A 25,226-nucleotide genomic window follows, 5' to 3' on the forward strand; every position below is an offset into this window, starting at 1 on the left:
AATGCAGCTTCATGGGACTTGATCTGTCGTTACAGACAGCTCAGTCGTTGACCTTGCCGGTGGTGGGTGAGCTGGGTGAGGCCTGAGCACGGGTGGGCAGCCGGCCCGCTTGGAAGGCCTGGCGCCCCGCCCGCACGGCGGAGGCCATCGCTTCGGCCATCAGCGGTGGGTTGCCAGCCAGGGCGATGGCACTGTTCACCAGAACGGCGTCTGCTCCCATTTCCAGGGCAGCCGATGCTTCGCTGGGCACGCCGATGCCTGCATCCACCACCACGGGCACCGAAGCGTTTTCGATGATCAGGGCGATGTTGGAGGCGTTGCGCAACCCCTGCCCAGACCCGATCGGAGATCCCAGGGGCATCACCGTGGCGCATCCCACCTCTTCGAGGCGTTTGGCCAGCAAGGGATCCGCATTGATGTATGGCAGCACCGTGAAGCCCTCCTTCACCAGCTGTTCAGCCGCTTCCAGCGTTCCGAAAGGGTCTGGCAACAGGTGACGGCTGTCGGGAATCACTTCCAGCTTCACGAACGTGTTGTGCTCCTGGCCGGCAAGCCGGGCCAGTTCCCGACCCAAACGCGCCACCCGGATCGCTTCCTCTGCCGTGGTGCAGCCAGCGGTGTTGGGAAGCATCCAGATCTTTGTCCAGTCGATCGCTTCCATCAGTCCGGCGTGCCCGGCCGCCACCGTTTGCACCCTGCGCACCGCCACGGTCACCATCTCGCAGTCGGAACGATCCAGGCTCTGTTGCATCAACGCCAGGTTTGGATACTTTCCCGTGCCGGTGAACAGCCTGCTGCGGAACTGGCGGCCACCGATCACAAGCGTGTCGGTGCTGGTCGGGGTCGAATCCATGAAAAGGAACGGAGGGACTGGTTAGGGAACCGGATCGGAAAACGGACGCGCACCGCTGAGGGGCACTACCGTGCATCCCATCATCCGTTCTCGTCACGTCTGTCACCATGGACATGAACGCGCCGATTGAGATTCCGGCGACTTTCGAACCGTCTTTGCCCCTGGACAGCTCAGTTCTGGACGAGCCCCTGGTGTTGGACGGCACGGTTCAACAATTCGATCCGGTGCTGCGTGCGGCTGATCTGGCTGCCTCGATGCCCCGGCAATGGTGCGGTAGCTACAAGTCGTTCACGTCCGGCAGCGCTGTGGAGGTGAAGCTCACCCTGGCGAGCGTGGAACCGATCGGCCAGATGGTGAACCTCCGCGGTGACATGGAGATCGCCGGTGTGAGCACTCCCGTGCAGGGCAACCTCAACGCCACATCCGACCAGCTCGACCTGCTTCCTCTGGCCGGTGAGCTTGCCGATGATCTTGAGGCTGGCGGTGATTTTCTCGGACTGCAGGGACTGAGCCTGTCCGGCTGGCAGGCACCCCGACTCACCAACCTGGGAGGCAGCCTGAGCTTGGCTCCCAGTTGCTCCAGTTCAGAAACCCTTCCCGTCCGCGCTCTCTGGTGATTCGTTCGTTGGAGTTGCCTCCGAGCGGCTGCTGGCTTGACGCTTGGCAGCCCGCTCGAGGCGTTTGAGGCGCTTTTTGGCGGTTGGATTCTCGGGTTCGAGGTTGAGAACCTTGCGGTACAGCTCGCAGGCTGCATCACGGTTGAGCAACCGTTCTTCGGCAAAAGCCAGGTTGTTGAGAGCGACGGGATACTCCGCTTTGGCCTGCAGGGCCAATTTGTAATGCCGGATCGCTGTTGAAAAATCCTTCTGGGCGGCCAGCGAAAAGCCCAGAGCGTTCTGGATCAGTGCGCGTGCTTCCTGCGGTTCGTTTCCGAGCCGTTTCACGGCTTGCCGCAGGGTTGCCGTGGCTTGGGGATACAGGCGCTTGCGCAGTTGCACAGAGGCCAGCTCGTAGAGATCACCGGCATCGCGGGATCCGGCCGCATCCGCCTGCTCGAGACGGATGAGGTTTTGTTCATCGCGGCGGACGCGCAGGAGTTGACGACCAACGACAACAGCGACGATCGCGAGCAGGCCGATGAGGCCCAGCAGATAAGTCTGCGGGAGGAGCGATTCCATGGAGGGAAGAGAAGGTCCCGAGGCGGGACGCTACTCAACCCTGCGTGGCATTCACCACAGTTGTGAAGCTGGAAGGATCAGCCACAGCCAATTGCGCCAGCATCTTGCGGTTGATGCGCACGTCGGCCTGCTTCAAGCCACCGATCAGACGGCTGTAGCTCACGCCGTTGAGACGCGCTGCTGCATTGATGCGTGCAATCCACAGACGGCGGAAATCACGCTTGCGCCGGCGCCGGTCGCGGTAGGCATTGCACAGGGCCTTCATCACCCGCTGGTTGGCGGTGCGGAACAGGGTTCCGTTGCTGCCGCGGAAACCGCGAGCTAAGCGGAGGATTTTGTTGCGGCGCTTGCGGGCGACATTGCCTCTCTTGACGCGTGCCATGAATTCGGTGGGTGATTAAAAAACGATCGTGCGCTGAAACTGATCAGGCGTAAGGCATCATCAGGGCCACCCGATCCTCGTCCGTCCGGTCCACCACAGCTTTGGTGGCCAGGTGGCGCTTCAGTTTCGGGCTCTTGTGATCCAGCAGGTGGTTGCGGAAGGCGCGCCGACGCAGGAACTTGCCAGTGCCTGTTGCTTTGAACCGCTTGGCGGCTGCTTTGCGGGTCTTGAGCTTGGGCATGTCTCTGGCGGCACGGGGCACAAACGAAGACAATAGAACCTCGCCCTCCCTGCAGCCAAATGTCCGGTGTCCGATCCCTGGCCCACCTGCTGGTGCTGCCGGTTGTGGCAACGGTCGGTTGCCGGGCGCAAGACCTCAAGTCGATGCCGCCGGCCCCGCAGGCTCCGGCGCTGCCCACCCACCGCGCCGTGCCGGCGCCGCCCGCTGCCGGGCAGGCGATTCTGTGGGTGTCGCTCGCCGATCATCTGGGCCGCGGCACCCAAGCGCAGCGTTCCGCGCCTCTGCTCACGCTCACCAGTGCCGGCCCAGCACCGCTGCAGCTCCTTGATCCCAGCGGCACCGTGGTGGCCGATGGTCCAACCCTGGTGTTCAGCTGGCGGTTGGTGCCTCTGGAGTCTCCCCTTGCCGTGGCCAGGCGGGTGGCAGGGCCTCTCGCCAGTTTCGAATCCGCTGAGCGGCTGGCGCAGCGTTGGCGGGATCAGGGTGTGGAGGCCAAGGTCGCTCACCCCGATGAGTGGGAGGTGTGGGCACCGGCCGATGCGCCGGATCTTCCCGGTGTGCCGTTGCGTGATGTCACATCCACGCTTGCGGCCGAGGTTCGACCCGTGCTGGAGGGGCCAGAGGGTGGCCGCACGCTCCAGGGGCCTCTGCAGTTGCAAGCCCCCAATGGGCTGCGCTGGAAGGGTGGTGTGATGCGTGGCCCCTTCCGGCTGCAGGCCGATGCCTACGGCAGCTGGACCTTGCTGGAGCAGGTGCCTGTGGAGCGCTATCTGGAAGGCGTGGTTCCCCATGAGATCGGCGCAGGCTCTCCCCCTGCAGCGCTGCAGGCCCAGGCGGTTTTGGCCCGGACCTGGGCTCTGGCCAACAGCCATCGTTTCGCGATTGACGGCTATCACCTCTGCAGCGACACCCAGTGCCAGGTTTACAGCGATCCGCGCCAGGCTTCGGCTTCGGTCCGTGAGGCCATCCGCGCGACCTCCGGTGAAGTGCTCCGCTGGGAGGGCCAACCCATCCACGCGGTGTATCACGCCACCAATGGCGGGATCAGTGCCAGCGCTGAAGAAGCCTGGGCGATGGACCCACTGCCCTATGTGCGTGTGCAGCCGGATGGATCCCAGGCCTGGCGAGACGCCACGGGGCTGCCCCTGCAGTCGGCGGAGAGTTTGAGATCACTCCTGCAGCGCCGGGATGGTGCCTACGGCGCTGGTCATCCGCGCTTTCGCTGGACCCGCAGTTATTCCGCCGGCCAACTGGCCCAGGCGTTGGCGGCAGCCGGCAAGGGCAATGCCCTTCCCACCAAAGTCAGCGTGCAGGACCGGGGACCGAGCGGACGCGTGCTGGCTTTAGCGATCGAGCGCGACGGGGGCGCACCCGCGGTGGTGCTGCGCCTTGATGCGATCCGCAGGACGCTTCGCCGTCTGCCCAGCACCTTGTTTGTGCTCCGGCCTGAGGGTGCGAGGGCCTGGCAATTCCAGGGCGGTGGATTCGGTCATGGCGTGGGCCTGTCGCAGGCCGGGGCCATTGATCTGGCCGGCCGCGGCTGGAATGCTCAGCGCATCCTTGAGCATTACTACCCCGGGACCCAATTGGAGCCGCTTCGGCAGGCCCCACCGGTTCCACCGGTTCAGGCCCCTTAAAGTTCAAGCACTTTGCGATTGGGGAGGGGCGTGGCCGCAGGTACAGGTGATCACCGACGCGGCAAGACGGCTCTCTTTCTTGCGGCCTGCGGCTGGGCCGGGGCTGCACCCCATTGGTTGGATCCGAGCCGAAGCCTTCTGCCCGCTCTCACCCTCGCCGTGCTCCTCGGTGGCTATGGCTTGCGCACTGTGTTGCGCAGGGAGTCGTTGGGTGATGGCTCTGAGCCCGGCTTGACCAGCGCTGATCCAGAGGAAGGGGCCAATACGGCGCGGCCAACCGTGGATGTGGTGGTGGCGGCCAGGGATGAGGAGGCCGTCGTCACCCGCTTGGTGGAGCGTCTGGCTGCGTTGCGTTATCCCGCTGATCGCCTCAGCCTCTGTGTAGTGGATGACGGCAGCGAAGACCGCACGCCCGAGCGCTTGGCGGTGCTGCAGGATCGTTTTCCAGCGCTGCAGGTGATCCGCCGCCCCCGCAACGCCGGCGGCGGGAAATCCGGCGCGCTCAATGAAGCCCTGGCCCAAACCCAGGGAGAGTGGTTGCTCATCCTTGATGCCGATGCCCAGCTTGCAGACGATCAGCTCGAGCGGCTGATTCCTTTTGCCTGCGGTGGCGACTGGTCGGCCGTGCAGATGCGCAAGGCTGTGACTAATGCCCAGGACAACTGGCTGACCCGGGTGCAGGCGATGGAAATGGCCTTCGATGCCCAGATCCAGCAGGGTCGCCTGGCCGGTGGGGGCGTGGCGGAACTGCGCGGAAATGGCCAGCTGCTGCGCCGGGATCTTCTCGAGGCCTGCGGCGGCTTCAACGAGGAAACGGTCACCGACGATCTCGATCTGAGTTTCCGCTTGCTGTTGCAGGAGGCTCGGATCGGCATTCTCTGGAATCCTCCGGTGCAGGAGGAGGCGGTGGAGACTCTCCAGGCCCTCTGGAAGCAGCGTCAGCGCTGGGCGGAGGGCGGTTTGCAGCGTTTTCTCGATTACTGGCCCGGTTTGCTTTCATCCCGGCTCAACTTGTCCCAGCGCCGCGATCTCGCCAGCTTCTTCCTGCTGCAATACGCATTGCCGGTGGTGTCCTGGTCGGATCTGATCACCAGCCTGCTGAGCCGCACCACACCGGCGTACTGGCCTCTCTCGATCGTGGCGTTCAGTGTGTCGGGGGTCGCCTACTGGCGAGGTTGTCGCCGCTCCAGCGATGGTCCTGATCTCCCCCAGCCGGATGTTCTCAATTTGCTGCTTGGCATCGCCTACCTCAGCCACTGGTTTGTGGTGATTCCCTGGGTGACCCTGCGCATGGCCTTGCGTCCCAAGCGGCTGGTGTGGGCGAAGACGAGCCACCGCGGCCAGGAAGAAACGGTTCAAGCCTGACCCTGGCGGGATGGATCAAGGGTCGAGATCCACATTCAGCACCTGACCGTTGAAGAAATCAGCCAGGCGCTTGGCCTTGTCATCCAGCACGGATGGCTCCTGCCGCTGAACAGCCGCGGAATCGGGTTCCGGAGCTGGGGCAGGTGCAGCACTCGGGGTCGGGGTTGGAGGAAGTGAAGCCGGTGTTGGGGTTGCGGCCAGCGGTCGCGGTGGCAGTTGCGCTTCGCTGCTCGTGACGGCCGGGGCTGGAACGGGAGCCGGTGTGGCGTTGGGTGTGGGCGGTGGCGGTGTCGATGGCGCTGGCATGGCGGCCATCGGTGCAGCCCCCCCATGGCTTTCCAGCACGAGTTGGCGGCTGCCGCCGACAGCCCGGGCGATCGCCTGCTCCAGTAAGGCCACGCGGCTTTGCACCATGCCCATCCAGTTGCCGGCCACTTGCACCACGGCGCGGTGGTTGTCGAGGCGCACCAGTTCGGCCTGCTGCGACAGCAACATGCGCGTGGATGGCAGTTCCAGGCCAGCCAGGATCTGCTGCCAGAGCTCTCCGAGATCCTGGGGAGGCGACGGGTTCGCTGCTGCTGCAGGTTCAGCGGCCGGGGGACTGGTGTCGGGGAGGCTGACGGGAGCTGGCGGGGGGGCCTGGGCTGGCGGGGCCTGTGGGCTTGGAGCAGCGGTTGCCACAGCCGGAACCGGTGGTGCCGGGATTGGCGCCGCGGTGGCGGGGGCTGACTGGCTGCCTGGACGGGGGGGCTGACTGGCTGCCTGGACGGGGGTCTGGGCGGCTGTGGGCTCTGCGAGCAATCCCAGCAGCAGTACTTCCAGCCAGAGCCGCGGTTGCACGCTCTGGCGCAGTTGTTGCTCCGTGCCGCGCAGCTGGGATTGCCACTGCAACAGGCGGCTGCGGCCAATCGCTTTGGCCAGCTCGGGCAGCTGGTCGCGGAATTGGGGCGACACGCTGGTGAGTTCCGGCCGGTCTGGAGCCGCAGCCATCAGCACGAGATCACGCAGGATTCCCGCCAGGCCCTGCAGCACAGAGCCCGCATCGCGACCACGGTCTAGCAGGTTGCGGGTGGCTTCCAGCAGGGCCACCGGTTCACCACTGCGCATCGCTGCTACCAGCGCCAGCAGCTCCTGTTCGGGCACGGCACCGAGCAGATCCCACACCGCTTCGGCCTGAATCGGTCCGGGCAGCAGGCTGAGCTGGTCCAGCAGGCTTTCCGCATCACGCAGGCCCCCCTGGGCCCGTTGCGCCACCACATGCAGGGCTTCGGGTTGGATCGGGATGGTTTCCTGCTCTGCAATCCAGGTGAGATGCCGCTCCAGCGCCTCCAGGGGGATGCGCCGGAAGTCGAAGCGCTGGCAGCGGCTGAGGATCGTGGGCAGCACCCGTTGCGGGTCGGTGGTGGCGAGCACAAACACCACCTGCGGTGGCGGCTCCTCGAGGGTTTTGAGAAGGGCGTTGAAGGCAGCGGTGGAGAGCATGTGGCATTCATCCACCACGTACACCTTCCAGCGCGCCTGCACCGGGGCAAAGCGGGAGCGTTCGATCAGATCGCGGATGTTGTCCACGCCGGTGTTGGAGGCCGCATCGATCTCGATCACATCGAGGGCCGTGCCGGCGGCAATCGTTGTGCAGAGCTCGCAGTGGCCGCAGGGTTCCGGGGTGGGCCCCTCACTGTTGAGGCAATTGAGGGAGCGGGCCAGGATGCGGGCGCTCGAGGTTTTGCCGGTGCCCCTGGGGCCACTGAACAAGTAGGCCGGGGCGATGCGGCCCGAGCGCAGGGCGTGACCAAGGGTCGCGGCAATCGCCTCCTGCCCCACCAGTTGATCGAGACGCTGGGGCCTGTATTTGTGATGCAGTGGCTGGTAAGCCTGACTCATGCACAGCCGGCAAGACGCTGAGGCTACCTAGCTTTCAGGGTCGCTCTCCAGGAGTGTTCTGATCCTGGTTTCCAGGTCTTCCACAGCGGCCAGTTCGTCGGCGATGGTGCGGCCGGTGAGGAGCAGCTGGCGTCCGCGCCGATCCATGCGCTCATCCGCACCCTGGCCTGGCATGCCCTTCAGCCAGACCTCCGCCTGCCCAAGGGTGGACTCCAGCTTCTCCAGCAGGGTCAGACGCAGGCGCTGCAGCTGCACCAGTCCCTGCCGGGCCCGTTCTTTCGAGGCCTCGTCAATCAGCCCTTTTCGCAGCAGCAGGCCCAGGCCGGTGAGCAGAGCGGCGGGCATCAGCTGGCCGAGGGCCAGGGCGCCGAGGCTGCCAGTGTGCAGCCAGTCCTCCACCTGTCCGCTGCGGTGTCGGCCGGTTTTGCACCAGTTGGCGAAATGCTCGCAGTTGTTGAACAGCAGGTTGTAGTTCTGCTCGCCGATGCGGCTCATGGCCCGGCGCAACGTGACGCCAGCCGGCGAGGCCTGGTCGTGACTGACCACGCTCACCTCCTGGCCGCGGCTGAACTGCGCAAGCGGGCTGCGCAGAATCTCGCGCCCTTCCAGATAGTGGGCGACGCTGCCGTCGCCCAGATCGATGCCGTGATGGAGAAACAGTCCGTGCTGGCGGGGCACCCGCAGGTGGTCGGCAGCGGCCATGGCCTTAGGCCGATTCCTGCTGCCGCTCGCTTCCCGGGAGGGGCAGCACCTTGCCGCCGGTGTGCTCCTCCACCATTGCGCGGGTGATGGTGAACGACGACGCGTCTTTGCGGGAGGGCAGCTCGTACATGAGATCGAGCATCAGCTCTTCCACAATCCCGCGCAGGGCCCGGGCGCCGGTCTTGCGGCGGTGAGCTTCCTGGGCAATGGCTTCGATCGCGCTCGGTTCGAACTCCAGCTGCACGTTGTCCATGCTCAGCAGGGTGCGGAACTGTTTCACCAGGGCGTCCCGCGGTTCGGTGAGGATGGATTCGAGGGCGTGCTCATCGAGGGGTTCGAGCACGGCACTCACGGGCATGCGTCCGATGAACTCGGGGATCAGGCCGTAGCGCACGAGATCATCCGGTTCGAGATGGCGCAGCACCTGGGCAGCTTGAAGGTCGCGGGTGGCTTTGCCGCGACCGCGACCTTCAGTGGGCATGAAGCCGATGGCGTTGCGGCCCATGCGCTTCTGCACCACGTCATCGAGGCCAACAAAGGCGCCGCCGCAGATGAACAGGATCTGGCTGGTGTCGATCTGGATGCAGTCCTGATAGGGATGTTTGCGTCCTCCCTGGGGAGGCACGTTGGCCACGGTGCCCTCCAGCATCTTGAGCAGGGCCTGCTGCACCCCTTCTCCCGACACATCCCGGGTGATCGATGGGTTTTCGCTCTTGCGGGCGATCTTGTCGATCTCATCGATGTAGATGATGCCGCGCTGGGCCAGATCCACATCCATGTCGGCCTTCTGCAGCAGGCGCAGCAGGATGTTTTCCACGTCTTCGCCCACGTAGCCCGCTTCGGTGAGCGTGGTGGCGTCCGCCACAGCGAAGGGCACATCCAGCATCTCTGCCAGCGTCTGCGCCAGGAGTGTTTTGCCGCAGCCGGTGGGCCCGATCAGCAGGATGTTCGACTTGTGCAGCCGGGTGGCTGTTTCTTCGGTTTCACCCTTGCCATCGCCCTGCCAGGCCAGGCGTTTGTAGTGGTTGTAAACGGCAACCGACATCACTTTTTTGGCGGCTTCCTGACCCACCACCTGTTGGTCAAGGAACGCCTTGATGTCTTGTGGCTTGGGAATGGAGGCCAGGGTGGGTGCGGGCTTCGTGCTCTTGCGTGCCTGCGCTGCACCCGCTTTGCGGGAGGGCTCAGCGCCCTGCCGGCTTCCGCCCTGGGAATCAATCAGTTCTTCATCCAGGATCTCGTTGCAGAGATCGATGCACTCATCGCAGATGTAAACGCCAGGGCCGGCGATCAGTTTGCGCACCTGCTCCTGGGACTTTCCGCAGAACGAGCACTTCAGATGGGCGTCGAATTTGGCCATCGGGCGCTTGGCAGATCAGTCAGGACAGGGAACCCGTTCGATGGGTCATCGCTCGGAAGACTCAGCATCGCGGTGGAACGGGGCGATGTCAGCCCCCCGTAACGATTCCTCCGTCCTCGGAACTGTCCACCATTGGCCCCATCAGGTCGTTGTGAACGGCGTCGGCGGGGTCAGGGAGCAGTGAGCAGCAGGGTCTTCGGCGATTGGGTTGTGCGCATCACGCGGCTCCCACGCCATCAGGATCTGAACGATTTCATCTAAAAGGGGTGTCGCCAGGGCCGGGGTCATGACAATCATTGCCTCGCGTACGGCACTGAAATCCGGAGCAGCGGCTTCTCTGGCTCTCCTGCTCCTGTGATCGCTCCCATGATCCGCACGCTCTCCCCCCTTCCCACCCGGCTGCCCCGCGCCACGGCGGGCTTGAATCTCTGCCACGAGAATGCAGAGGCCCTCTGGCGCGAGCGCCCACCCCTCGATTTTCTCCAGGTCCACCCGGAACACCTGCTCGCCGAGGTGGGCGGCACCTATCGCGATCAACTCGACGATCTTCGCCGTGCTTACCCGATCACCCTGCATGGGTTCGGACTCTCGCTGGGGTCCTGCGCTCCGCTCGACCACGATTACCTGGCGCTGGTGCGTCGCCTGTTGCAAGAGCACCCTGAAGCGGTGTTCTCCGATCACGTGTCTTGGAGTTCTCTCTCGCACCACCACTTCCACGATCTGCTGCCCCTGGTGCTCAGCGAGGAAACCCTCGACTACATGGTCGAGAGGGTGGAGCAGGTGCAGGAGGCCATCGGCCAGCCTCTCCTGCTCGAGAACATCAGCAGTTACACGCGGTATCGCCAGTCCACCCTGGGTGAGGTGGACTTCATCAATGCCCTCACGGCGCGGTCTGGTGCCTTCGTGTTGCTCGATCTGAACAATCTCTGGGCAAACGCCATCAACTTTGGCGACGATCCAGAAACAGAACTCCTCAGCTATCGCAGGGACAGCGTTCGCGGTTTTCACCTGGCGGGCTGCACCCGCGAGCAGGGTGACGCCGGTGATGTCTACATCGACTACCACGGCGAAGCGGTGCATGAACCGGTCTGGGAGCTGTACCGCACGGCACTGCGTGCGTTCGGACCCTGGCCAACCCTGCTCGAATGGGAGAACAACGTGCCGCCGCTGCAGCGGACCCTTCAGGAGGTGGGCCGGATCCGCTCCTGTCTCGATGCCCTCACCGCCATGCCCTCCACGCCCTGACTTTCACCGATGAAGTCGCCCCAGCTTCTGCGCCTCCAGCAACAGTTTCTCAAGAGCCTGCACAGCGGGCCCACCCCCTGGCTGCTCGACCAGATCGTTCCGGCGCGAGGTTTCGCCAAGCCAGACGAGGTGTTGAACCTTTACTTGCACCGGGCGATGGCCCGCACAGTGGATCCTTTGCACGACGTGTTCCGCAGCCTGCATTGGCTGCTGGGTGACGAAGTGTTTGATGGCTTGCTGGAGCGCTTCTACGCCTTTTCCCCCGGTGAGCCTCTCAATGCTCAATTGCTGGCCAGCGAGTTTGCGGGTTATCTCTCCAGGTTGGATGGGGCTGCCCTGGCTGCGCTGAAGGTGGATCCGGCCTTGCTGCCAGAGGGGTTGACTCTGCCCCAGGCTCTTGTGGCGGGGGCCATGTTCGACTGGCGTTGCATGTGGACGAGTCAGGCGAACAGTCGTCGCTCGGAAACGGTCGATGCATTGCTGCATCGCCTGCATCACCGCTGCAGCTGCTGGTCGCGTCCACGCCTCGACCGGGGCACCCGTCTCTGTGATTCCGGTGTGGATCTGGCTGGCTGGCGAGAGCTGGTGGAGACCAAGGAGCCCCGTCAGCCCCTGCCGATGGTTCAGAGCAGCTGCGACGGCTCTGTGGCCACATTCCTGATCCACTCCACTCAGGATCATGAGGTGCGGGTGCGGCGTCTGGCTGCTGATGAAGCCCGGCTGCTCAACCACTGCGACGGCACCCACACCGTCACGTCTCTCATCCATGAGGCTTCATTCCGCGGCCAGTCCGCTGAGGCCACCATGGGTCTGCTGAGGCGTTTGGTTGAGGAGGATGTGATCGTTGAGCTGCAGGAGCAGTTCAAGGTTGTGACTTCGCCCACCGAGCTTTGAGGTTGCTCGAGACCCTCCGAAGGGCTCCCTGAGGTTGTCCACCATGAGTCCGTCCACCCCCCCCACCGACCTCCAGCCCACCCTTGCCCGGTTGCTTGCCGGTGTGAGTTCACATCTGGGAGAGGCGCAGGCCCTCGAGCTGCTGCGCCACCTTGGTGGTCACCCCACGGATGTGGATCACGGCGCGCCGCCGGAGGGACTCAGTCCCGCTGATCCCGACGCCACCGTGGTGGTGGTGGGTGCCGGCATTGCTGGTTTGGTGCTGGCTTATGAGCTGGCCGAACGGGGCCAGAGGGTTGAGCTCTGGGAGGCGGCCGATCGGCCCGGTGGCCGCAACTTCACCGTGCGCCCCGGGGATGTGATCGAGGAGCAGGGTCACCCCTCCCAGGTGTGCGCTCTGCCGGAAGGGGCTTACTTCAACGCCGGTCCCGGCCGCATTTCCCATCACCACAGAGCGGTTCTTCACTACTGCCGCCGCTTTCAGCTCAGGCTTCGGCCCCATCTGAGTCTGAACCGTGGCGCCTTGCTGCACCGCTGGCTGCCTGAGGTTGATCGGGATGTGGTCGTGCGTCACCGCCAGGTGCAGTTCGACGGCCAGGGACGTCTGGCGGAGTTGGCTGCGAAGGCTGGTCCATGGCTGGACGCCGAGTCTGCCCTCACAGCGGAGCAGACCGATGCCTGCTGCGACTGGCTTCGGGAGACCTGCGATCTGCAGATCGATGGCAGCAAGGGCCAGGCCCGTTACCGGGCCTCCGGCCGGCAGGGCTATGCCAAGCCCCGCGGCGGCCCCGCTGAGCCCGGCACCCCCCAGCCCACGCTCACGCTGGAGCAGATCCTGGGTTTGCGCCTCTGGCTTGAAGATCCACATCGCGGCCCGGATGTGATCGATGAGCAGATGAGCATGTTCGAGTTGGAGGGTGGCACCGATGGGTTGGTGAAGGCTCTGGTTTCACGTTTGGGTGATCGGCTTCACCTCGGCCGACGGCTGACCGCCGTGCGACGCCTCCCTGATGGCGGTGTGGCGTTGGAGGGGGAGGAGCATCAGGACGGCGCGGTTCGGCCGTTGCGGCGCGAGGCGGCGCGGGTGGTGCTGGCCCTGCAGCCCCAGGCGATGCAGGGTCTGCAGTTGGATTTGCCCGACCGCGTTCTCGAGGGTCTGGCTGATCTGCCAGCGCGCTTTGCGGTGAAGGTGGGCGGTTGGATGCAGCGCCGCTTTTGGGAGGAGGACCTGGCGATCTACGGCGGCATCAGCTTCACCAACCTGCCGATTCAGCAGATCTGGTATCCCAACGACGGCTTCCATGATCCGCGCGGCGGTTTGCTGGTGATGGCCTACGCCGCCTTCGACCACGGTGAAGCTCTAGGGACACTGGCGCCGACACTGCGCTGCCGGGCGGCGGTGGAGCTGGCCTGCCGGGTGCATCCTGAAATCCGCGAGGCACTTGATCCGGCGAGTTTGCTCACCATCGCCTGGCAGAACGTGCCCCATATCCGCAGTCCCTGGGTGGCCTGGACCCCGGAGAGCTACCAGCGCTGGTTCCCTCTGCTCAGCACTCCCTGCGGTCCGATCGCCTTCGCCGGCGACTGGTGCAGCCACCTGCCGGCTTGGCAGGAGGGGGCGATCCGCTCGGCCTATGCCTTGCTGCCCTGGGCGTTGTCTGCCTGAGCCAGGCCTCGTTCGGGTTGCAGCAGATTGGGAATCACGGCCCGCTGCCAGAGCAGCTGCAGCAGCAGGAGCAGGGGCAAGCAGACCAGCAAGAAGGCCCTGGCCATCGCCATGGGTTCAGGCCCAGCCTGACTGGACCCTGCAGCCATCACTTCCAGGTTGCTGTAGAGCCAGGGGCCCAGGGCAAGGGGCAGGGCCATCAGGAGGATGGTGAGCACATTGGCCCACTGCCGGCTCGCCGCATCGGGCCACTGGGCGATGAACTGCCCGGGTGCGAAGGACAGGGGCAGGCCGATCAGCCCCACCAAGGCCACCAGCAGAATCAGGCCTGATCCTGGACCGTTGAGGGGTACGGCCATCACCCCTGCCAGCGTGAGCAGCGGTAGCCAGAGCAACAGCAGGCTCGAGCGGGTCGCACTGAGGCGGTACGGCACCACGCCGGCGGCCAGCCCCGCCAGGGTGAAGGGCACGGTGAACACCAGGCTCAGGCCCAGAGATCCTCCGTGGGTGACTTGTCGCGCTGAGATCAGGATGAGCACCAGGGCGTAGACCCCGCGGCCGGTCAGGATCAGCAGGGCATCAGCCAGTGCTGTGAGCCTTGCAGCTGCGGGCAGTTTCGGCGGCTGTTGGGGGAGACCCTGCAACCGACTGCCGGCTGGAACCAGGCCCGGTGCCAGCAGAAAGGCACTGAGCGAGATCAGGCTCAGTGCCCAGAACAGTGCCACCACAGTGCCGCTGAGAAGCAGCAAGGCGCTGCCCAGCAACGGCAGCAGCATCAGCGCCAGGCGGATCAGGTTGATGTTGAGGGTGAACAGCCGCACCCGTTCGCCCGGGGTGACGTTGAGGCCGGAGAGCACGAATTGCCCCAGGGGCAGCGCCAGGCCGTAGGCCAGTCCGATCACTCCCCGCAGCAGAAGAGGCGCCCATGCCAGTCCAGTGAATGCCAGCAGTGCGTTGGTGAGTGTCGTCACCCCGAAGCCCCAGCGCAGAACGGTGCGCAGGCGCCGGCCGCGCAGCAGGAGGGGTCCGCTCACGATGGCCATACAGGAGACAAACACCGTGAGGCCCTGAAACGTGTCGAAGTTGGTACCCCTGGGCTGGAGCAGGTGGGTGATCTCCTCCCGTGCCACGAGCGGCAGCACGGCATTGGCGCTGGCGGCCACCGTGATCGCAGCGGCGGCCAGGGCCTTGGAGGTGTTGGTAGGCATGGCTAGCCGGCGTTCTTAGGGTGGAGCTGATGCATTGACACCATGGATCTATCCGGCTTCATGCGCTATCTGGAAGCGCCCGGAGATGCCGCCGATAACGCCTCGATCAGTCGCTTTTTCCAGGAACTGGGTGCTCAGGCCCAGATGCTTGAGGTTGTGATGAGTGATCCTGAGGTGGCGTCCCTGGTCGCTGATCGGTACGCACCGCCCTCCTTCGAGATGGATCAATTGCTGGCGATGCCGGAGGGGAGTCTCGGCCGCGTTTACGCCAGATTCGTGGATGGGCACCATTTCAACCCCCACTTCTTCCACAACGTGGAGGGCCAGAGCGATCTGGCCTACGTGCTGAACCGGTTACGCACCACGCACGACATCTGGCATGTGCTGCTCGGCTTCGATTCCAGCGAGGCCGGTGAGTGCGGGATGAATGCCTTCACGTTTTCCCAGGCCTGCACCCCCACCACCTGCCTGCTGATGGCGGCCAAGATGATTCGCTCAATCCCGGAGGCGCCGGATGAAAGGCGCCGGCTCCTTCAGGCGATCGCTGATGGCATCAAGCTTGGCCTGCAGGCACCGCATTTTCTGGCCTGGCGCTGGGAGGAGCACTGGAGTGAGCCTCTCGAGGAGCTGCGCGGCAGGGTTGGGCTGAGCGCGCTGACTCCGGCGATGAAGGGCTGAATCAGCCCTCGCTCACGACGTCTGCGGCGCCGAAACTGTCGACCACGCGATCGATCAGTCCGTAGTCGACGGCTTGCGCCGGCGACATGAAGTTGTCGCGATCCGTGTCTTCAGCGATTTTGTCGAGCGGTTGACCCGTGTGCTCAGCCATCAGGCCATTGAGGGTTTCCTTGAGGAACAGGATTTCCTTGGCCTGGATTTCGATATCCACGGCCTGACCCTGGGCTCCTCCCATGGGCTGGTGAATCATGATCCGGGCATTGGGCAACGCCAGGCGTTTGCCCTTGGTGCCGCCGGAGAGCAGGAAAGCGCCCATGGAGGCGGCCAGGCCGTAGCAGATGGTCACCACATCGGGAGCCACCTGCTGCATGGTGTCGTAGATCGCCAGGCCAGCAGTCACCGACCCGCCCGGGGAGTTGATGTACACCTGAATGTCTTTTTCAGGATCCTCGGCTTCGAGGAAGAGCATCTGTGCCACCAGGGCATCAGCCACGGCATCATCGACGCCGGTGCCGAGGAAGATGATGCGCTCGCGCAACAGGCGTGAGTAGATGTCGAAGGCCCGGTCTCCGCGGCCGGACTGCTCCACCACGGTGGGCAGCACACCAGGTGCTGCCTGGGGATGGACCGACATGGGCTGAATGCCCCGCCAGCGGTTCTGAATCGGATGGGGAGTACGGGCGTCGATCACGCGGCGACTGGCGGGCTGTTCTTGGCTTGCAATCTATGGGCGCCGATCAGGATTCGGCGCTTTCACTCTCGGCTTTGGCCGTTTTGGCTTTGCTGGTTTTGGCTGTCTTGGCTTTGCTGGCATCCTTCTTGGCTGCTGCTGGCTTGCTGGCCTTGGCGGCGTCTGATTCGGCCTCCGGAGCCTTTTCGGTCACCGTGCTGTTCTCCTCCAGCCAGCCCAGCAGTTTCTCCTGCAGCAGATCGTCGAGCACGGCCTGACGCAGGCGTTCGGGGTCGATATCCCGTTCGCCGGAGAGCTGGCCCTTCACCTCCTTGAGCTTGGCGTTCAAATCGGCGTCATCCACGCTGAGCTTCTCGCTTTCAGCCAGGGCGGTGAGAGCGAGGCTGCGGCGCAGGCGTTCTTCGGCTTCAGGCCGGGATGACTCCATCAGATTGCGCACCAGTTCGGGGGTGAACAGGGACTGCACATCCATGCCTTGCTGGGCGAACTGGCCAGCGGTCTGCTCCACCAGGTTGCGCACTTCCTGCTGAATCAGGCTTTCGGGCAGTTCCACCTCCAGCTGCTCCACCAGGGCCGCAAGCAGGGCGTCGTGCCGGTTGCTGCGGGAGCGGCGTTCGGCGTCATCTTTCAGGCGCTGCTCCAGGTCGCTGCGCAACTCAGCCAGGGTCTCCTGTTCGCTGGCCTGCTTGGCAAAGGCGTCGTCCAGTTCCGGCAGTTCGCGGGTCTTGAGGTCCTTGAGCTCGATGGCGAAGCTGGCCTTGCGGCCGCGGGCATCCTCCTTGGGGTAGTCCTCGGGGAAGGTGCAGTCCACGGTTTTGCTGTCGCCCACGGCCATGCCCACCACGCCTTCCACGAAGCCAGGGATCATGCGGCCGTGCTCGAGATCCACATCCATGGAGTCGGCACTGCCGCCTTCGATCTCGCTGCCGTCATCGCTGTAGGTGCCCTTGAAGCCCACCACGGCGATGTCACCTTGTTCAGCCTTGCGCCCTTCCACAGGCACCACCGTGGCCAGCTGCCGGCGGGACTGCTCCAGCATCTCGTCCACCTTGGCGGCGTCGAAGGCCACGGTTTCCGCTTCCGCCTTCAGCCCCTTGGTGCTCTTGAGCGTCGGGGATGGCGCTACATCGGTTTCCATCGTCACGGTGAGGGCCTCACCGGGTTTGAAGGTGTCGAGGAGCTCTTCGAAACTTCCGCTCAGTTCCGGTTGCCCGAGGGCTTCAATCGTTTCCTGGGCCAGAGCATCACGCCAGACGCTTTCCACCAGCGATTCCAGAGCGGTGGCCCGGATGCGCAGGGCGCCGAGCTGCTGCACCAGCACCGTGCGGGGCACTTTTCCCTTGCGGAAGCCGGGCAGGTTCACGCTGCGGCTGAGGCGAGTGATCGCCTCCTCGTAGCTGGCCTGACTCCGCTCCGCTGGAACGGCCACCTCAACGGCCAGGCGGCTGCCGGGGCGGGAGGTGGTGGTGACCTTCAGGCTGGCGGCACTCATTGGCGGGTCGCAGGTACAAGCAGCCCAATACCTTAATTAAGTGCCCGACCGTGCTCTGCCGCGTAAGCTGACGGAACGATCAGCAATAGCTGCAGACCCGCGTCTCGCGGTGCTGAATCCTCCAGCGCAGACCCGCTGGCTTTCATTGTTTCGAGTCGCGTCCGCTTGTCCACTGCTGCCTCACTGCCGAATCGACCACTCACGGTGGCCATCCTTGGTGCGAGCGGTGCTGTGGGGCAAGAACTGCTGCAACTGCTGCAGGAGCGCCATTTCCCCGTGAAGGAGCTGCGCCTGTTGGCGTCGGCCCGTTCTGCTGGAACCCGGTGTTCCTGGAATGGCCAGGACCTGACGGTGCAGGAGGTGAGCGAGTCGGCGTTCGCGGGTGTGGATCTGGTGCTGGCTTCCGCCGGCGGCTCGGTGTCGCGGCAGTGGCGCGAAGCGATCGTGGCTGCTGGAGCGGTGATGGTGGACAACTCCAGTGCCTTCCGCATGGATGACGACGTCCCCCTGGTGGTGCCGGAAGTGAACCCGGAAGCGGCGATTCAGCATCGCGGTGTGATCGCCAATCCCAACTGCACCACGATCCTGCTCACGTTGGCCCTGGCGCCCTTGGCGACACGACGGGCGCTGCGCCGGGTGGTGGTGAGCACCTATCAGTCGGCCAGTGGTGCGGGGGCTCAGGCCATGGAAGAACTGAAAACCCACTCTCACGAAGTGCTCGCCGGGATGACACCGACCCCTGCGGTGCTTCCCCATTCCCTGGCTTTCAACCTGTTTCTTCACAATTCGCCGCTGCAGGCGAACCGCTATTGCGAGGAGGAGATGAAGATGGTGAACGAAACCCGCAAGATCATGGGACTCCCGGATCTGCGCTTTACGGCCACGTGCGTGCGCGTGCCGGTGCTGCGGGCCCATTCGGAAGCCGTGAATGTGGAGTTCGATGCCCCTCTCCCCGTTGCGGAGGCGCGCGAGCTGCTGGCTGCAGCTCCGGGGGTGCAGCTGATGGACGACCCCGCTTCCAGCCGTTTTCCGATGCCCACGGATGTGGCCGGCCGCGACCCTGTGATGGTGGGCCGCGTGCGCGAAGACATCAGTGAGCCCAAGGCTCTCGAGTTTTGGCTGTGTGGTGATCAAATCCGCAAGGGGGCTGCTCTCAACGCCATCCAGATCGCCGAACTGCTGCTTCCTGCCTGAATCGTTATGAGCCCTGCTGCAGAACTGTCCCCCACCCCCTTTGGCCGTTTGCTCACGGCCATGGTCACCCCCTTCGATGCGGAGGGTGCCGTGGATCTCGCCCTGGCCGGTCGTCTGGCCCGCCATCTGGTGGATGAGGGATCCGATGGTTTGGTGGTGTGCGGCACCACCGGTGAGTCTCCCACCCTCAGCTGGGATGAACAGTCCCAGCTGCTGGAAGCCGTGCGTCAAGCCGTTGGCCCCGGGGTGCCGGTGCTCGCCGGTACGGGAAGCAACTGCACCCAGGAAGCGGTGAAGGCCACCCGTGAAGCTGCAGCAGCGGGTGCCGATGGTGCTCTGGTCGTGACTCCTTACTACAACAAGCCTCCCCAGGAGGGTTTGGAGGCGCATTTCCGCGCCATCGCCGAAGCGGCACCAGAGCTACCGCTGATGCTCTACAACATTCCTGGCCGAACGGGGTGCTCCATGGAGCCCGCCACCGTGGCGCGCCTAATGGACTGCAGCAACATCGTCAGTTTCAAGGCCGCCAGCGGGACCACCGAGGAAGTCACGGCTCTGCGTTTGGCCTGTGGAGCCAAGCTGGCGATCTACAGCGGTGACGATGGCCTGGTGTTGCCCATGTTGTCGGTGGGCGCCGTGGGTGTGGTGAGTGTGGCCAGTCATCTGGTGGGCCGCCGGATGCGCGCCATGGTGGAGGCTTATCTCAGCGGGCAGCCTGCTGTGGCGCTCGGCCATCACGAACAACTGATCCCTTTGTTCAAGGCCCTGTTCGCCACCACCAATCCCATTCCAGTGAAAGCGGCGCTCGAGCTGAGCGGCTGGCCGGTGGGCTCTCCCCGTTCTCCCCTTCTTCCCTTGGATCCCGCGATGCGCGCTGCCCTTTCCGACACCCTCGCTGCCCTGCGTCCAACCTGACGCCACGGCTGCTGACAGCGCTGCATGCGCCATCTCCATTGATTTTCTTACCTCTGAACTGACGTCATGACCGCCTCCACGACTGCCAATACGAAGCAACCCTGCCTTCGCGTGATTCCGCTTGGGGGTCTGCATGAGATCGGCAAGAACACCTGCGTGTTCGAGTACGGCGATGACCTGATGCTGGTGGATGCCGGCCTCGCTTTCCCCAGCGACGGCATGCACGGCGTGAACGTGGTGCTGCCGGACACAAGCTTTCTGCGCGAGAACCAGAAGCGCATCCGCGGCATGATCGTGACCCACGGTCACGAAGACCACATCGGTGGCATCGCGCACCACCTCAAGCACTTCAACATCCCGGTGATCTACGGCCCGCGCCTGGCGCTGTCGATGCTCACCGGAAAAATGGACGAGGCGGGGGTCACCGACCGCACCACCCTGCAGACCGTGGGCCCGCGCGATGTGGTGAAAGTGGGCCAGCACTTCTCCGTGGAGTTCATCCGCAACACCCACTCCATGGCCGACAGCTTCTCGCTGGCGATCAGCACCCCGGTGGGCACGATCATCTTTACGGGTGACTTCAAGTTCGATCACACCCCGGTGGATGGCGAGCACTTCGACCTGGCACGCCTGGCCCATCACGGTGATCAGGGGGTGCTCTGTTTGTTCAGCGATTCCACCAATGCGGAAGTTCCCGGCTTCTGCCCTCCGGAACGCTCCGTGTTCGCCAACCTCGATCGCCACATGGCTGATGCCGAGGGCCGGGTGATCGTGACCACCTTCGCCAGTTCGATTCACCGGGTGTCGATGATTCTTGAGCTCGCGCTCAAGAATGGCCGCAAGGTGGGTCTGCTCGGCCGCTCGATGCTGAATGTGATCGCCAAGGCCCGCGAGCTGGGCTACATGCGGGCCCCCGATGAGCTGTTCGTGCCGATCAAGCAGATCAACGATGTGCCCGACCGGGAAACCCTGCTGCTGATGACCGGCAGCCAGGGTGAGCCTCTCGCTGCCCTCAGCCGGATTTCCCGCGGTGATCACCCCCAGGTGAAGGTGAAGAGCTCCGACACGATCATTTTCTCGGCCAGCCCCATCCCCGGAAACACGATCTCGGTGGTGAACACCATCGACCGCTTGATGATGCTGGGCGCCAAGGTGGTGTACGGCAAAGGCGAGGGCATTCACGTGTCCGGCCACGGCTTCCAGGAAGACCAGAAGCTGATGCTGGCGCTCACCCGTCCCAAGTTCTTCGTGCCGGTGCACGGGGAGCACCGCATGCTGGTGCGCCATGCCCGCACCGGGCACTCCATGGGTGTGCCGGAAGACAACACCTTGATCATCGACAACGGCGATGTGGTGGAACTCACCGCCGACTCCCTGCGCAAGGGCGATCCGGTGAAGGCCGGCATCGAGCTCCTCGACCAGTCGCGCAATGGCATCGTCGATGCCCGGGTGCTCAAGGAGCGTCAGCAGCTCGCTGAGGACGGCATTGTCACGATCCTGGCGGCGATCAGCACCGATGGGGCGATGGTGGCGCCCCCCCGGGTGAATCTGCGCGGTGTGGTGACCACCGCCGATGCCCGCAAGATGTCGCTGTGGACCGAGCGTGAAATCAACTGGGTGCTGGAGAACCGCTGGAAGCAGCTCACCCGCAACACCGGCGGCAAGGCGCCTGAGGTGGATTGGATGGGCGTGCAGCGTGAAGTGGAGGTGGGTCTCAGCCGCCGAATGCGCCGCGAACTGCAGGTGGAGCCCCTGATTCTTTGTCTGGTGCAGCCGGCACCGGCTGGCACTCCGGTGTACAAGGGTCGGGCCGATGCTGAGCCCGACAACCGTCCGGCTCCCCGCGGCCGCGGCGGTCGCCACGGTGGCCATGGTGGTGGCCGCAATGGTGGTGGTGGCGGTGGTGGCCGCTACCGCGATGCCGCCCCCAACCGGGTGGCCAAGCCCGCTGCTGCCTCCCCGGCACCTGCATCCGCACCTGCTGCTGCTGCTCCCGCGCCCGCTCCTGCGCCAACGCCAGCAGCTGCAGCAGCGGCCCCTTCGGCCCCTGCCGTTGATCAGGAGATGCCCGCTGGCCGCACCCGCCGCCGCCGTTCTGCCGCGGCCTGATCTCAGAGATCCACGCGCAGGCGTCCGGCTTTCAGCTTCTGCAGCAGCCCCTCCGCTACGGGGGGGGCTGCTGTTGGCTTCTGGAACGTTGGGCTCTGGAGCTTCAGCTAACGGTTCTTCAGCGATTGCCTCGTCCTGGATGGTTGCCGGGTCTGGCAGTGGGTCTTGCTCAACCACAGGCTCTGGCTGGGTGACCGGTTCTGGAGTGAGGTCGAGCCAGGGTGTGGCCGTGGTCTGTGCCTGCGGGATCGCTGCCTGCGTTGCCTCCGATGAAGAAGCGGCCAGAAACGGGTCGCTGATCAACGAGGCCTGAGTTGGTGCTGGCTCCGGCTGCGCTGTTGGATCGGTTGTTGCCGTGGTCTGTTCAGCCAGGCGCTCCAGTCCCTGTTCCGCCAGCTGCCGCAGCGTGTCGGGCGGATGGCTGCTGAGCACCAGGCTGTAGAGGCCATGGGCCTGATCCGGTTGCTGCAGGCCATAGAGATGGATGTGGCCTGCAAGCAGGGCCACGAAGGCCTGCCAGGCCAGCGCTGCATGGCGTTCCTCTGTGGCGTCCGGCAGCGGATCCAGCTCGGCCAGCAGGGCACTGGTGATGGCCTGGGCCGTTTGAAAATCACCGGCTCCGTAGGCCTGCTCGGCCGCCACATAACGCGTCTGAAAGTCGCCGTCCACGCTGTTCAGCCCCTGTGGTCTAGTTGTACCCAGTTCCGGCACCAGTGGAAGCGCTGGCCTCCGGCCAGGTGGCGTTCCCCAGGTGGTTGCTGGGGGCCGATGGCACGGCTGAGCTCCTCCAGCTGGCGGGCGTTCAGGGGCTGGACACCCTGCTGCTGCAGCCAGCGTTGCAGCAGCAGGCGTCTGGGATCAGCAGCGAGAGCCTGCAAAGGAGGCCGTTGTAGCCCGTTGCCGGCGCTCTGGAGGCCCCGCAGGCTCAGATCCACCAGCGCGTTTTGGCTGTCGTGCACCTGGGAGATGCGTTCGCTGAGCCAGGCCATGCGCCGGCTGCAACCGGCATGGAGAGACTCGAGCACGGGCAGCACCTCCTGGCGGATGCGGTTGCGTTCGATGCGTAGATCGCTGTTGCTGGGGTCGTGCCAGACCGGCAGGTGCAGGTCTTGGCAGATCGCCGCTGTTTCATCGCGGGTGAAATCGAGCAGGGGCCGCACCAGCCGGGGGCCATGGCTGCTGTTCGCCTGCAACGGCCGGCTCTGACGCAGGCTGCCCAGGCCTGCCAGATCCGTGCCGCGGCTCAGTTGCATCAGCAGGGTTTCGGCCCGGTCGCTGGCGGTGTGAGCGGTGAGCACCGTGCAGGCGCCCGCTGCGCCGGCTTCGTTCAGTTGCTGGGCGGTTTGGCTGAGTTCGCTGTAACGCCAGGCGCGTGCTGCGGCTTCACTGCCGGTGATTGCAGCCGTGCTGCGGCTCACCCTTAGTGGCAAAGCTTGCTGGTCACACCACTGGGCCAGGGCATCAGCAACGGCGGCTGAGCCGGGATGCCAGCCGTGGTCGCCATGCCAGAGCTGCAGGGTCCAGTGGTGGTGCTTTTGCAGATCGCGCAGCAGCCCCAGCAGGGCCATGGAGTCTTGCCCGCCCGACAGCGCCAGCAGCAGGGTGGTGCCCTGGGGCAACAGGGTGGGGGTCTGCAGCAGCTGGCGATGCAGCCGGTCGTGCCAGTGCAGCCAGGGCTCGCTGGCGGTCATCGGGCGGGTGGAGTGGCCCCCTGATCCTGCCCGCACACGCGGTGGGAGAATGCTTGGATCTGATCATTCAGCTGGATGACCCGCCTTTCACTGCTGCCTGCCGCTCTTCGCCGCAGCCTGGACCAGCGGTCCACGCTCAAGGTGATCGCTGGCCTGATGAACTTCGATGCGGCCTCAGTGGCCCGCGTGTCCCGTGCCGCGGGGCAGGGCGGCGCCGATCTGATCGATGTGGCCTGTGACCCGGAGCTGGTGGCGCTGGCGTTGGAGGTGTCCGGTGGGGTGCCGGTGTGTGTGTCGTCGGTGGAGCCCGAGCAGTTCCCGGCTGCGGTGGCGGCTGGTGCGGCGATGGTGGAGATCGGCAATTACGACGCCTTCTATCCCCAGGGCCGGATCTTCGGTGCCGCGGAGGTGCTGGAGCTCACCCGCCGCACCCGCGCCCTGCTTCCCGAGGTGGTGATGAGCGTGACGGTGCCCCACACCCTGCCGATGGACCAGCAGGAGCAGCTGGCGGTGGATCTGGTGGCCGCTGGCGCTGATCTGATCCAAACCGAAGGTGGCACCAGTGCCAAGCCCTTCAGTGCCGGCAGCCTCGGCTTGATCGAGAAGGCCGCCCCCACCCTGGCTGCTGCCCACAGCATCAGCGCCGCCCTGCGCCAGGCCGGTCTCAATGCGCCGGTGCTCTGCGCTTCCGGCCTGTCGGCCGTCACCCTGCCCATGGCCATCGCCGCCGGTGCCACCGGCGTGGGTGTGGGCTCAGCGGTGAACCGACTCAGCGACCCGCTGGCGATGGTGGCCGTGGTGCGCAGCCTGCGTGAAGCGCTCACAGCCAGCAGCGCAACCAGCCGCGTGTGATCGCTGCCCTTGGCAGCCCGGGCGAGGATTTCTAGGCTGAAACTCTGATCAATCCATTGGCTATGGGACCCCTCGCCTGGCTGCTGCAATGGCCCCTGCGGGCGTTGGTGCTGCTGGTGGTGGCAGCCCTGCCTCTCGGGGTTGAGGTGGCCAGCTTCGGTACAGCGTTGTGGGCTGCTGTGCTGATTGGCCTGCTGGGCACGTTGCTGATTCTGCCCTTGAAACTGCTGCTGGGGCCGGTGTGGCTGGTGACGTCCCTGGGAGGTTTGCTCTTCCCGGTGTCGTTTCTGTTCAACTGGTTGATCGCCACGATCCTGTTTGCCCTGGCGAGCCGGTTGATCGATGGGTTCACCCTCAAGCGCGGGTTCTTCAGTGCCCTGCTCGGCGCTGGGGTGTACAGCCTGATCGGCACCGTGGCGGTACGCGCTCTGCTGGGGCCTGGTGCGTAGGTTTCTGCCCCTGCTGTTCCCTCTGGGGGTGCTGCTGATCGGCAGTTGGCGGCTGTCGGTGCCGTCCGAGCCGCCCGTTCGGCCAACCCAGGCTCAGGCTCAGCAACCGCGTCCGGATTACCGGCAAAGGCCCAGCGGCCAGTTCCCCAGCTGTGAGCAGGATCCCGGGCTTGATCAACAGCTTCTGAAGGAGGGAGCCCGGTTGGGGATCACGGTGGTGGCCGGGGAACCGGAGCTTCCCGGAAAAGACGCCACCTATCGGGCCGAGCCTGGACGGCTGGGGCGGATCACCCTGCGCCAGCGGCCGATGAGCGCTGCGGTGCGCTGCATGCTGATCAGCCACGAATTCATCCATGTGTTGCAGCACCTGCAGGGGGATCTCCGCGGGGTGCCTCCTCTGGGCTGGCCGGTGCCGGCGGAGGCGGTGAAGCGCTTCGGGGCGGTGCAGGAAGCCGAGGCCTATCGCTACCAGAACCGGGCGGGTTACGTGCTGGAGCTGCTGCGGCAGACCCCGCGCCCGCAGCAATCTCCGTAAGGTGGTTG

25 protein-coding genes are annotated in these 25,226 nt (G+C 65.0%); 13 read left to right on the plus strand and 12 right to left on the minus strand.

From position 1 onward, the window contains the following. Positions 1 to 40: 40 nt before the first annotated feature. Positions 41 to 853, minus strand: coding sequence for a thiazole synthase (locus tag KQ296_RS05080; protein WP_011931989.1), 813 nt, complete (start codon positions 851 to 853; stop codon positions 41 to 43). Between the two features lie 107 nt (positions 854 to 960). Here KQ296_RS05080 and KQ296_RS05085 point away from each other — a divergent pair, with 107 nt between their 5' ends. Then, complete coding sequence (locus tag KQ296_RS05085; RefSeq protein WP_041428313.1) at positions 961 to 1,470, plus strand: hypothetical protein; 510 nt, start codon at positions 961 to 963, stop codon at positions 1,468 to 1,470. Here the strand turns inward: KQ296_RS05085 and KQ296_RS05090 are convergent. Genes KQ296_RS05090 through rpmI form a run of 3 tightly spaced genes read right to left on the minus strand, consistent with a single transcriptional unit; the run spans position 1,438 to position 2,654 of the window. Next, complete coding sequence (locus KQ296_RS05090) at positions 1,438 to 2,031, minus strand: hypothetical protein (RefSeq protein ID WP_011931991.1); 594 nt, start codon at positions 2,029 to 2,031, stop codon at positions 1,438 to 1,440. The genes KQ296_RS05085 and KQ296_RS05090 overlap by 33 nt on opposite strands. A gap of 34 nt (positions 2,032 to 2,065) precedes the next feature. Next, positions 2,066 to 2,413: a 50S ribosomal protein L20 gene (gene rplT, locus KQ296_RS05095; RefSeq protein ID WP_011931992.1), complete on the minus strand. Its 348-nt coding sequence runs from the start codon at positions 2,411 to 2,413 to the stop codon at positions 2,066 to 2,068. 43 nt (positions 2,414 to 2,456) lie between these two features. Then, positions 2,457 to 2,654: a 50S ribosomal protein L35 gene (rpmI, locus tag KQ296_RS05100; protein WP_011931993.1), complete on the minus strand. Its 198-nt coding sequence runs from the start codon at positions 2,652 to 2,654 to the stop codon at positions 2,457 to 2,459. Between the two features lie 59 nt (positions 2,655 to 2,713). Between rpmI and KQ296_RS05105 the strand changes: the two genes are divergently transcribed. Next, the gene (locus KQ296_RS05105; protein WP_011931994.1) at positions 2,714 to 4,291 is read left to right on the plus strand and encodes a SpoIID/LytB domain-containing protein; all 1,578 of its coding nucleotides are present in this window, start codon (positions 2,714 to 2,716) and stop codon (positions 4,289 to 4,291) included. Between the two features lie 30 nt (positions 4,292 to 4,321). Next, positions 4,322 to 5,656, plus strand: a complete 1,335-nt coding sequence (locus KQ296_RS05110; protein WP_011931995.1) for a glycosyltransferase family 2 protein — start codon at positions 4,322 to 4,324, stop codon at positions 5,654 to 5,656. A gap of 15 nt (positions 5,657 to 5,671) precedes the next feature. Here the strand turns inward: KQ296_RS05110 and KQ296_RS05115 are convergent, their stop codons facing one another. The 4 genes from KQ296_RS05115 to KQ296_RS05130 all read right to left on the minus strand — a co-directional run bounded on the left by KQ296_RS05115 (position 5,672) and on the right by KQ296_RS05130 (position 9,887). Continuing rightward, a complete protein-coding gene (locus tag KQ296_RS05115) occupies positions 5,672 to 7,537 on the minus strand; it encodes a DNA polymerase III subunit gamma/tau (RefSeq protein WP_011931996.1) in 1,866 nt (621 codons plus the stop codon). Positions 7,538 to 7,564: 27 nt separating this feature from the next. Beyond that, positions 7,565 to 8,239, minus strand: a complete 675-nt coding sequence (locus KQ296_RS05120; RefSeq protein ID WP_011931997.1) for a lecithin retinol acyltransferase family protein — start codon at positions 8,237 to 8,239, stop codon at positions 7,565 to 7,567. A 4-nt stretch (positions 8,240 to 8,243) separates the two neighbouring features. Then, positions 8,244 to 9,599, minus strand: coding sequence for an ATP-dependent protease ATP-binding subunit ClpX (gene clpX / locus KQ296_RS05125; RefSeq protein ID WP_011931998.1), 1,356 nt, complete (start codon positions 9,597 to 9,599; stop codon positions 8,244 to 8,246). Positions 9,600 to 9,740: 141 nt separating this feature from the next. Continuing rightward, the gene (locus tag KQ296_RS05130; RefSeq protein WP_259726380.1) at positions 9,741 to 9,887 is read right to left on the minus strand and encodes a hypothetical protein; all 147 of its coding nucleotides are present in this window, start codon (positions 9,885 to 9,887) and stop codon (positions 9,741 to 9,743) included. Positions 9,888 to 9,965: 78 nt separating this feature from the next. On the opposite strand from KQ296_RS05130, the gene KQ296_RS05135 reads away from it, so the two are divergent. From KQ296_RS05135 to KQ296_RS05145, 3 genes are read left to right on the plus strand one after another with little or no spacing between them, the layout of a single operon-like run. Further along, on the plus strand, positions 9,966 to 10,844 hold the full coding sequence (locus tag KQ296_RS05135; protein WP_011931999.1) for a DUF692 domain-containing protein: 879 nt from the start codon (positions 9,966 to 9,968) through the stop codon (positions 10,842 to 10,844). 9 nt (positions 10,845 to 10,853) lie between these two features. Next, positions 10,854 to 11,738 (plus strand): DNA-binding domain-containing protein, encoded by an 885-nt coding sequence (locus tag KQ296_RS05140; protein WP_011932000.1) that lies wholly within the window; start codon positions 10,854 to 10,856, stop codon positions 11,736 to 11,738. A gap of 43 nt (positions 11,739 to 11,781) precedes the next feature. Beyond that, the gene (locus tag KQ296_RS05145; protein ID WP_011932001.1) at positions 11,782 to 13,404 is read left to right on the plus strand and encodes an FAD-dependent oxidoreductase; all 1,623 of its coding nucleotides are present in this window, start codon (positions 11,782 to 11,784) and stop codon (positions 13,402 to 13,404) included. On the opposite strand, the gene KQ296_RS05150 is transcribed toward KQ296_RS05145, so the two are convergent. Beyond that, positions 13,371 to 14,612, minus strand: coding sequence for a hypothetical protein (locus tag KQ296_RS05150; protein ID WP_011932002.1), 1,242 nt, complete (start codon positions 14,610 to 14,612; stop codon positions 13,371 to 13,373). The two genes, KQ296_RS05145 and KQ296_RS05150, sit on opposite strands and share 34 nt — an antisense overlap. A 42-nt stretch (positions 14,613 to 14,654) precedes the next feature. Here KQ296_RS05150 and KQ296_RS05155 point away from each other — a divergent pair, with 42 nt between their 5' ends. Next, positions 14,655 to 15,290, plus strand: coding sequence for a Coq4 family protein (locus tag KQ296_RS05155; RefSeq protein WP_011932003.1), 636 nt, complete (start codon positions 14,655 to 14,657; stop codon positions 15,288 to 15,290). A 1-nt stretch (position 15,291) separates the two neighbouring features. Here KQ296_RS05155 and clpP read toward each other — a convergent pair whose 3' ends face one another. Both clpP and tig read right to left on the minus strand, forming a co-directional pair. Further along, positions 15,292 to 15,981 (minus strand): ATP-dependent Clp endopeptidase proteolytic subunit ClpP, encoded by a 690-nt coding sequence (gene clpP, locus KQ296_RS05160; protein WP_011932004.1) that lies wholly within the window; start codon positions 15,979 to 15,981, stop codon positions 15,292 to 15,294. Between the two features lie 46 nt (positions 15,982 to 16,027). Next, entirely contained in the window at positions 16,028 to 17,473 is a 1,446-nt protein-coding gene (tig, locus tag KQ296_RS05165) for a trigger factor (RefSeq protein WP_011932005.1), read from the minus strand. 165 nt (positions 17,474 to 17,638) lie between these two features. On the opposite strand from tig, the gene KQ296_RS05170 reads away from it, so the two are divergent. From KQ296_RS05170 to KQ296_RS05180, 3 genes are all read left to right on the plus strand, one after another. Then, on the plus strand, positions 17,639 to 18,667 hold the full coding sequence (locus KQ296_RS05170) for an aspartate-semialdehyde dehydrogenase (RefSeq protein ID WP_011932006.1): 1,029 nt from the start codon (positions 17,639 to 17,641) through the stop codon (positions 18,665 to 18,667). Positions 18,668 to 18,673: 6 nt separating this feature from the next. Then, the gene (dapA, locus tag KQ296_RS05175) at positions 18,674 to 19,582 is read left to right on the plus strand and encodes a 4-hydroxy-tetrahydrodipicolinate synthase (protein WP_011932007.1); all 909 of its coding nucleotides are present in this window, start codon (positions 18,674 to 18,676) and stop codon (positions 19,580 to 19,582) included. Between the two features lie 66 nt (positions 19,583 to 19,648). Next, the gene (locus tag KQ296_RS05180; protein WP_011932008.1) at positions 19,649 to 21,691 is read left to right on the plus strand and encodes a ribonuclease J; all 2,043 of its coding nucleotides are present in this window, start codon (positions 19,649 to 19,651) and stop codon (positions 21,689 to 21,691) included. 674 nt (positions 21,692 to 22,365) lie between these two features. On the opposite strand, the gene tilS is transcribed toward KQ296_RS05180, so the two are convergent. Next, positions 22,366 to 23,382: a tRNA lysidine(34) synthetase TilS gene (gene tilS, locus KQ296_RS05185; protein ID WP_041428314.1), complete on the minus strand. Its 1,017-nt coding sequence runs from the start codon at positions 23,380 to 23,382 to the stop codon at positions 22,366 to 22,368. 75 nt (positions 23,383 to 23,457) lie between these two features. Here tilS and KQ296_RS05190 point away from each other — a divergent pair, with 75 nt between their 5' ends. The 3 genes from KQ296_RS05190 (at position 23,458) to KQ296_RS05200 (ending at position 25,218) form a co-directional block, all read left to right on the plus strand. Beyond that, a complete protein-coding gene (locus tag KQ296_RS05190) occupies positions 23,458 to 24,234 on the plus strand; it encodes a DUF561 domain-containing protein (protein WP_011932011.1) in 777 nt (258 codons plus the stop codon). Between the two features lie 62 nt (positions 24,235 to 24,296). Beyond that, complete coding sequence (locus KQ296_RS05195; RefSeq protein WP_011932012.1) at positions 24,297 to 24,683, plus strand: phage holin family protein; 387 nt, start codon at positions 24,297 to 24,299, stop codon at positions 24,681 to 24,683. Then, positions 24,676 to 25,218 (plus strand): hypothetical protein, encoded by a 543-nt coding sequence (locus KQ296_RS05200; protein ID WP_011932013.1) that lies wholly within the window; start codon positions 24,676 to 24,678, stop codon positions 25,216 to 25,218. Before KQ296_RS05195 ends, KQ296_RS05200 begins: the two co-directional genes overlap by 8 nt. Positions 25,219 to 25,226: the final 8 nt, after the last annotated feature.

It is taken from the genome of Synechococcus sp. CS-197, assembly GCF_025128215.1.
Lineage (GTDB): Bacteria > Cyanobacteriota > Cyanobacteriia > PCC-6307 > Cyanobiaceae > Synechococcus_C.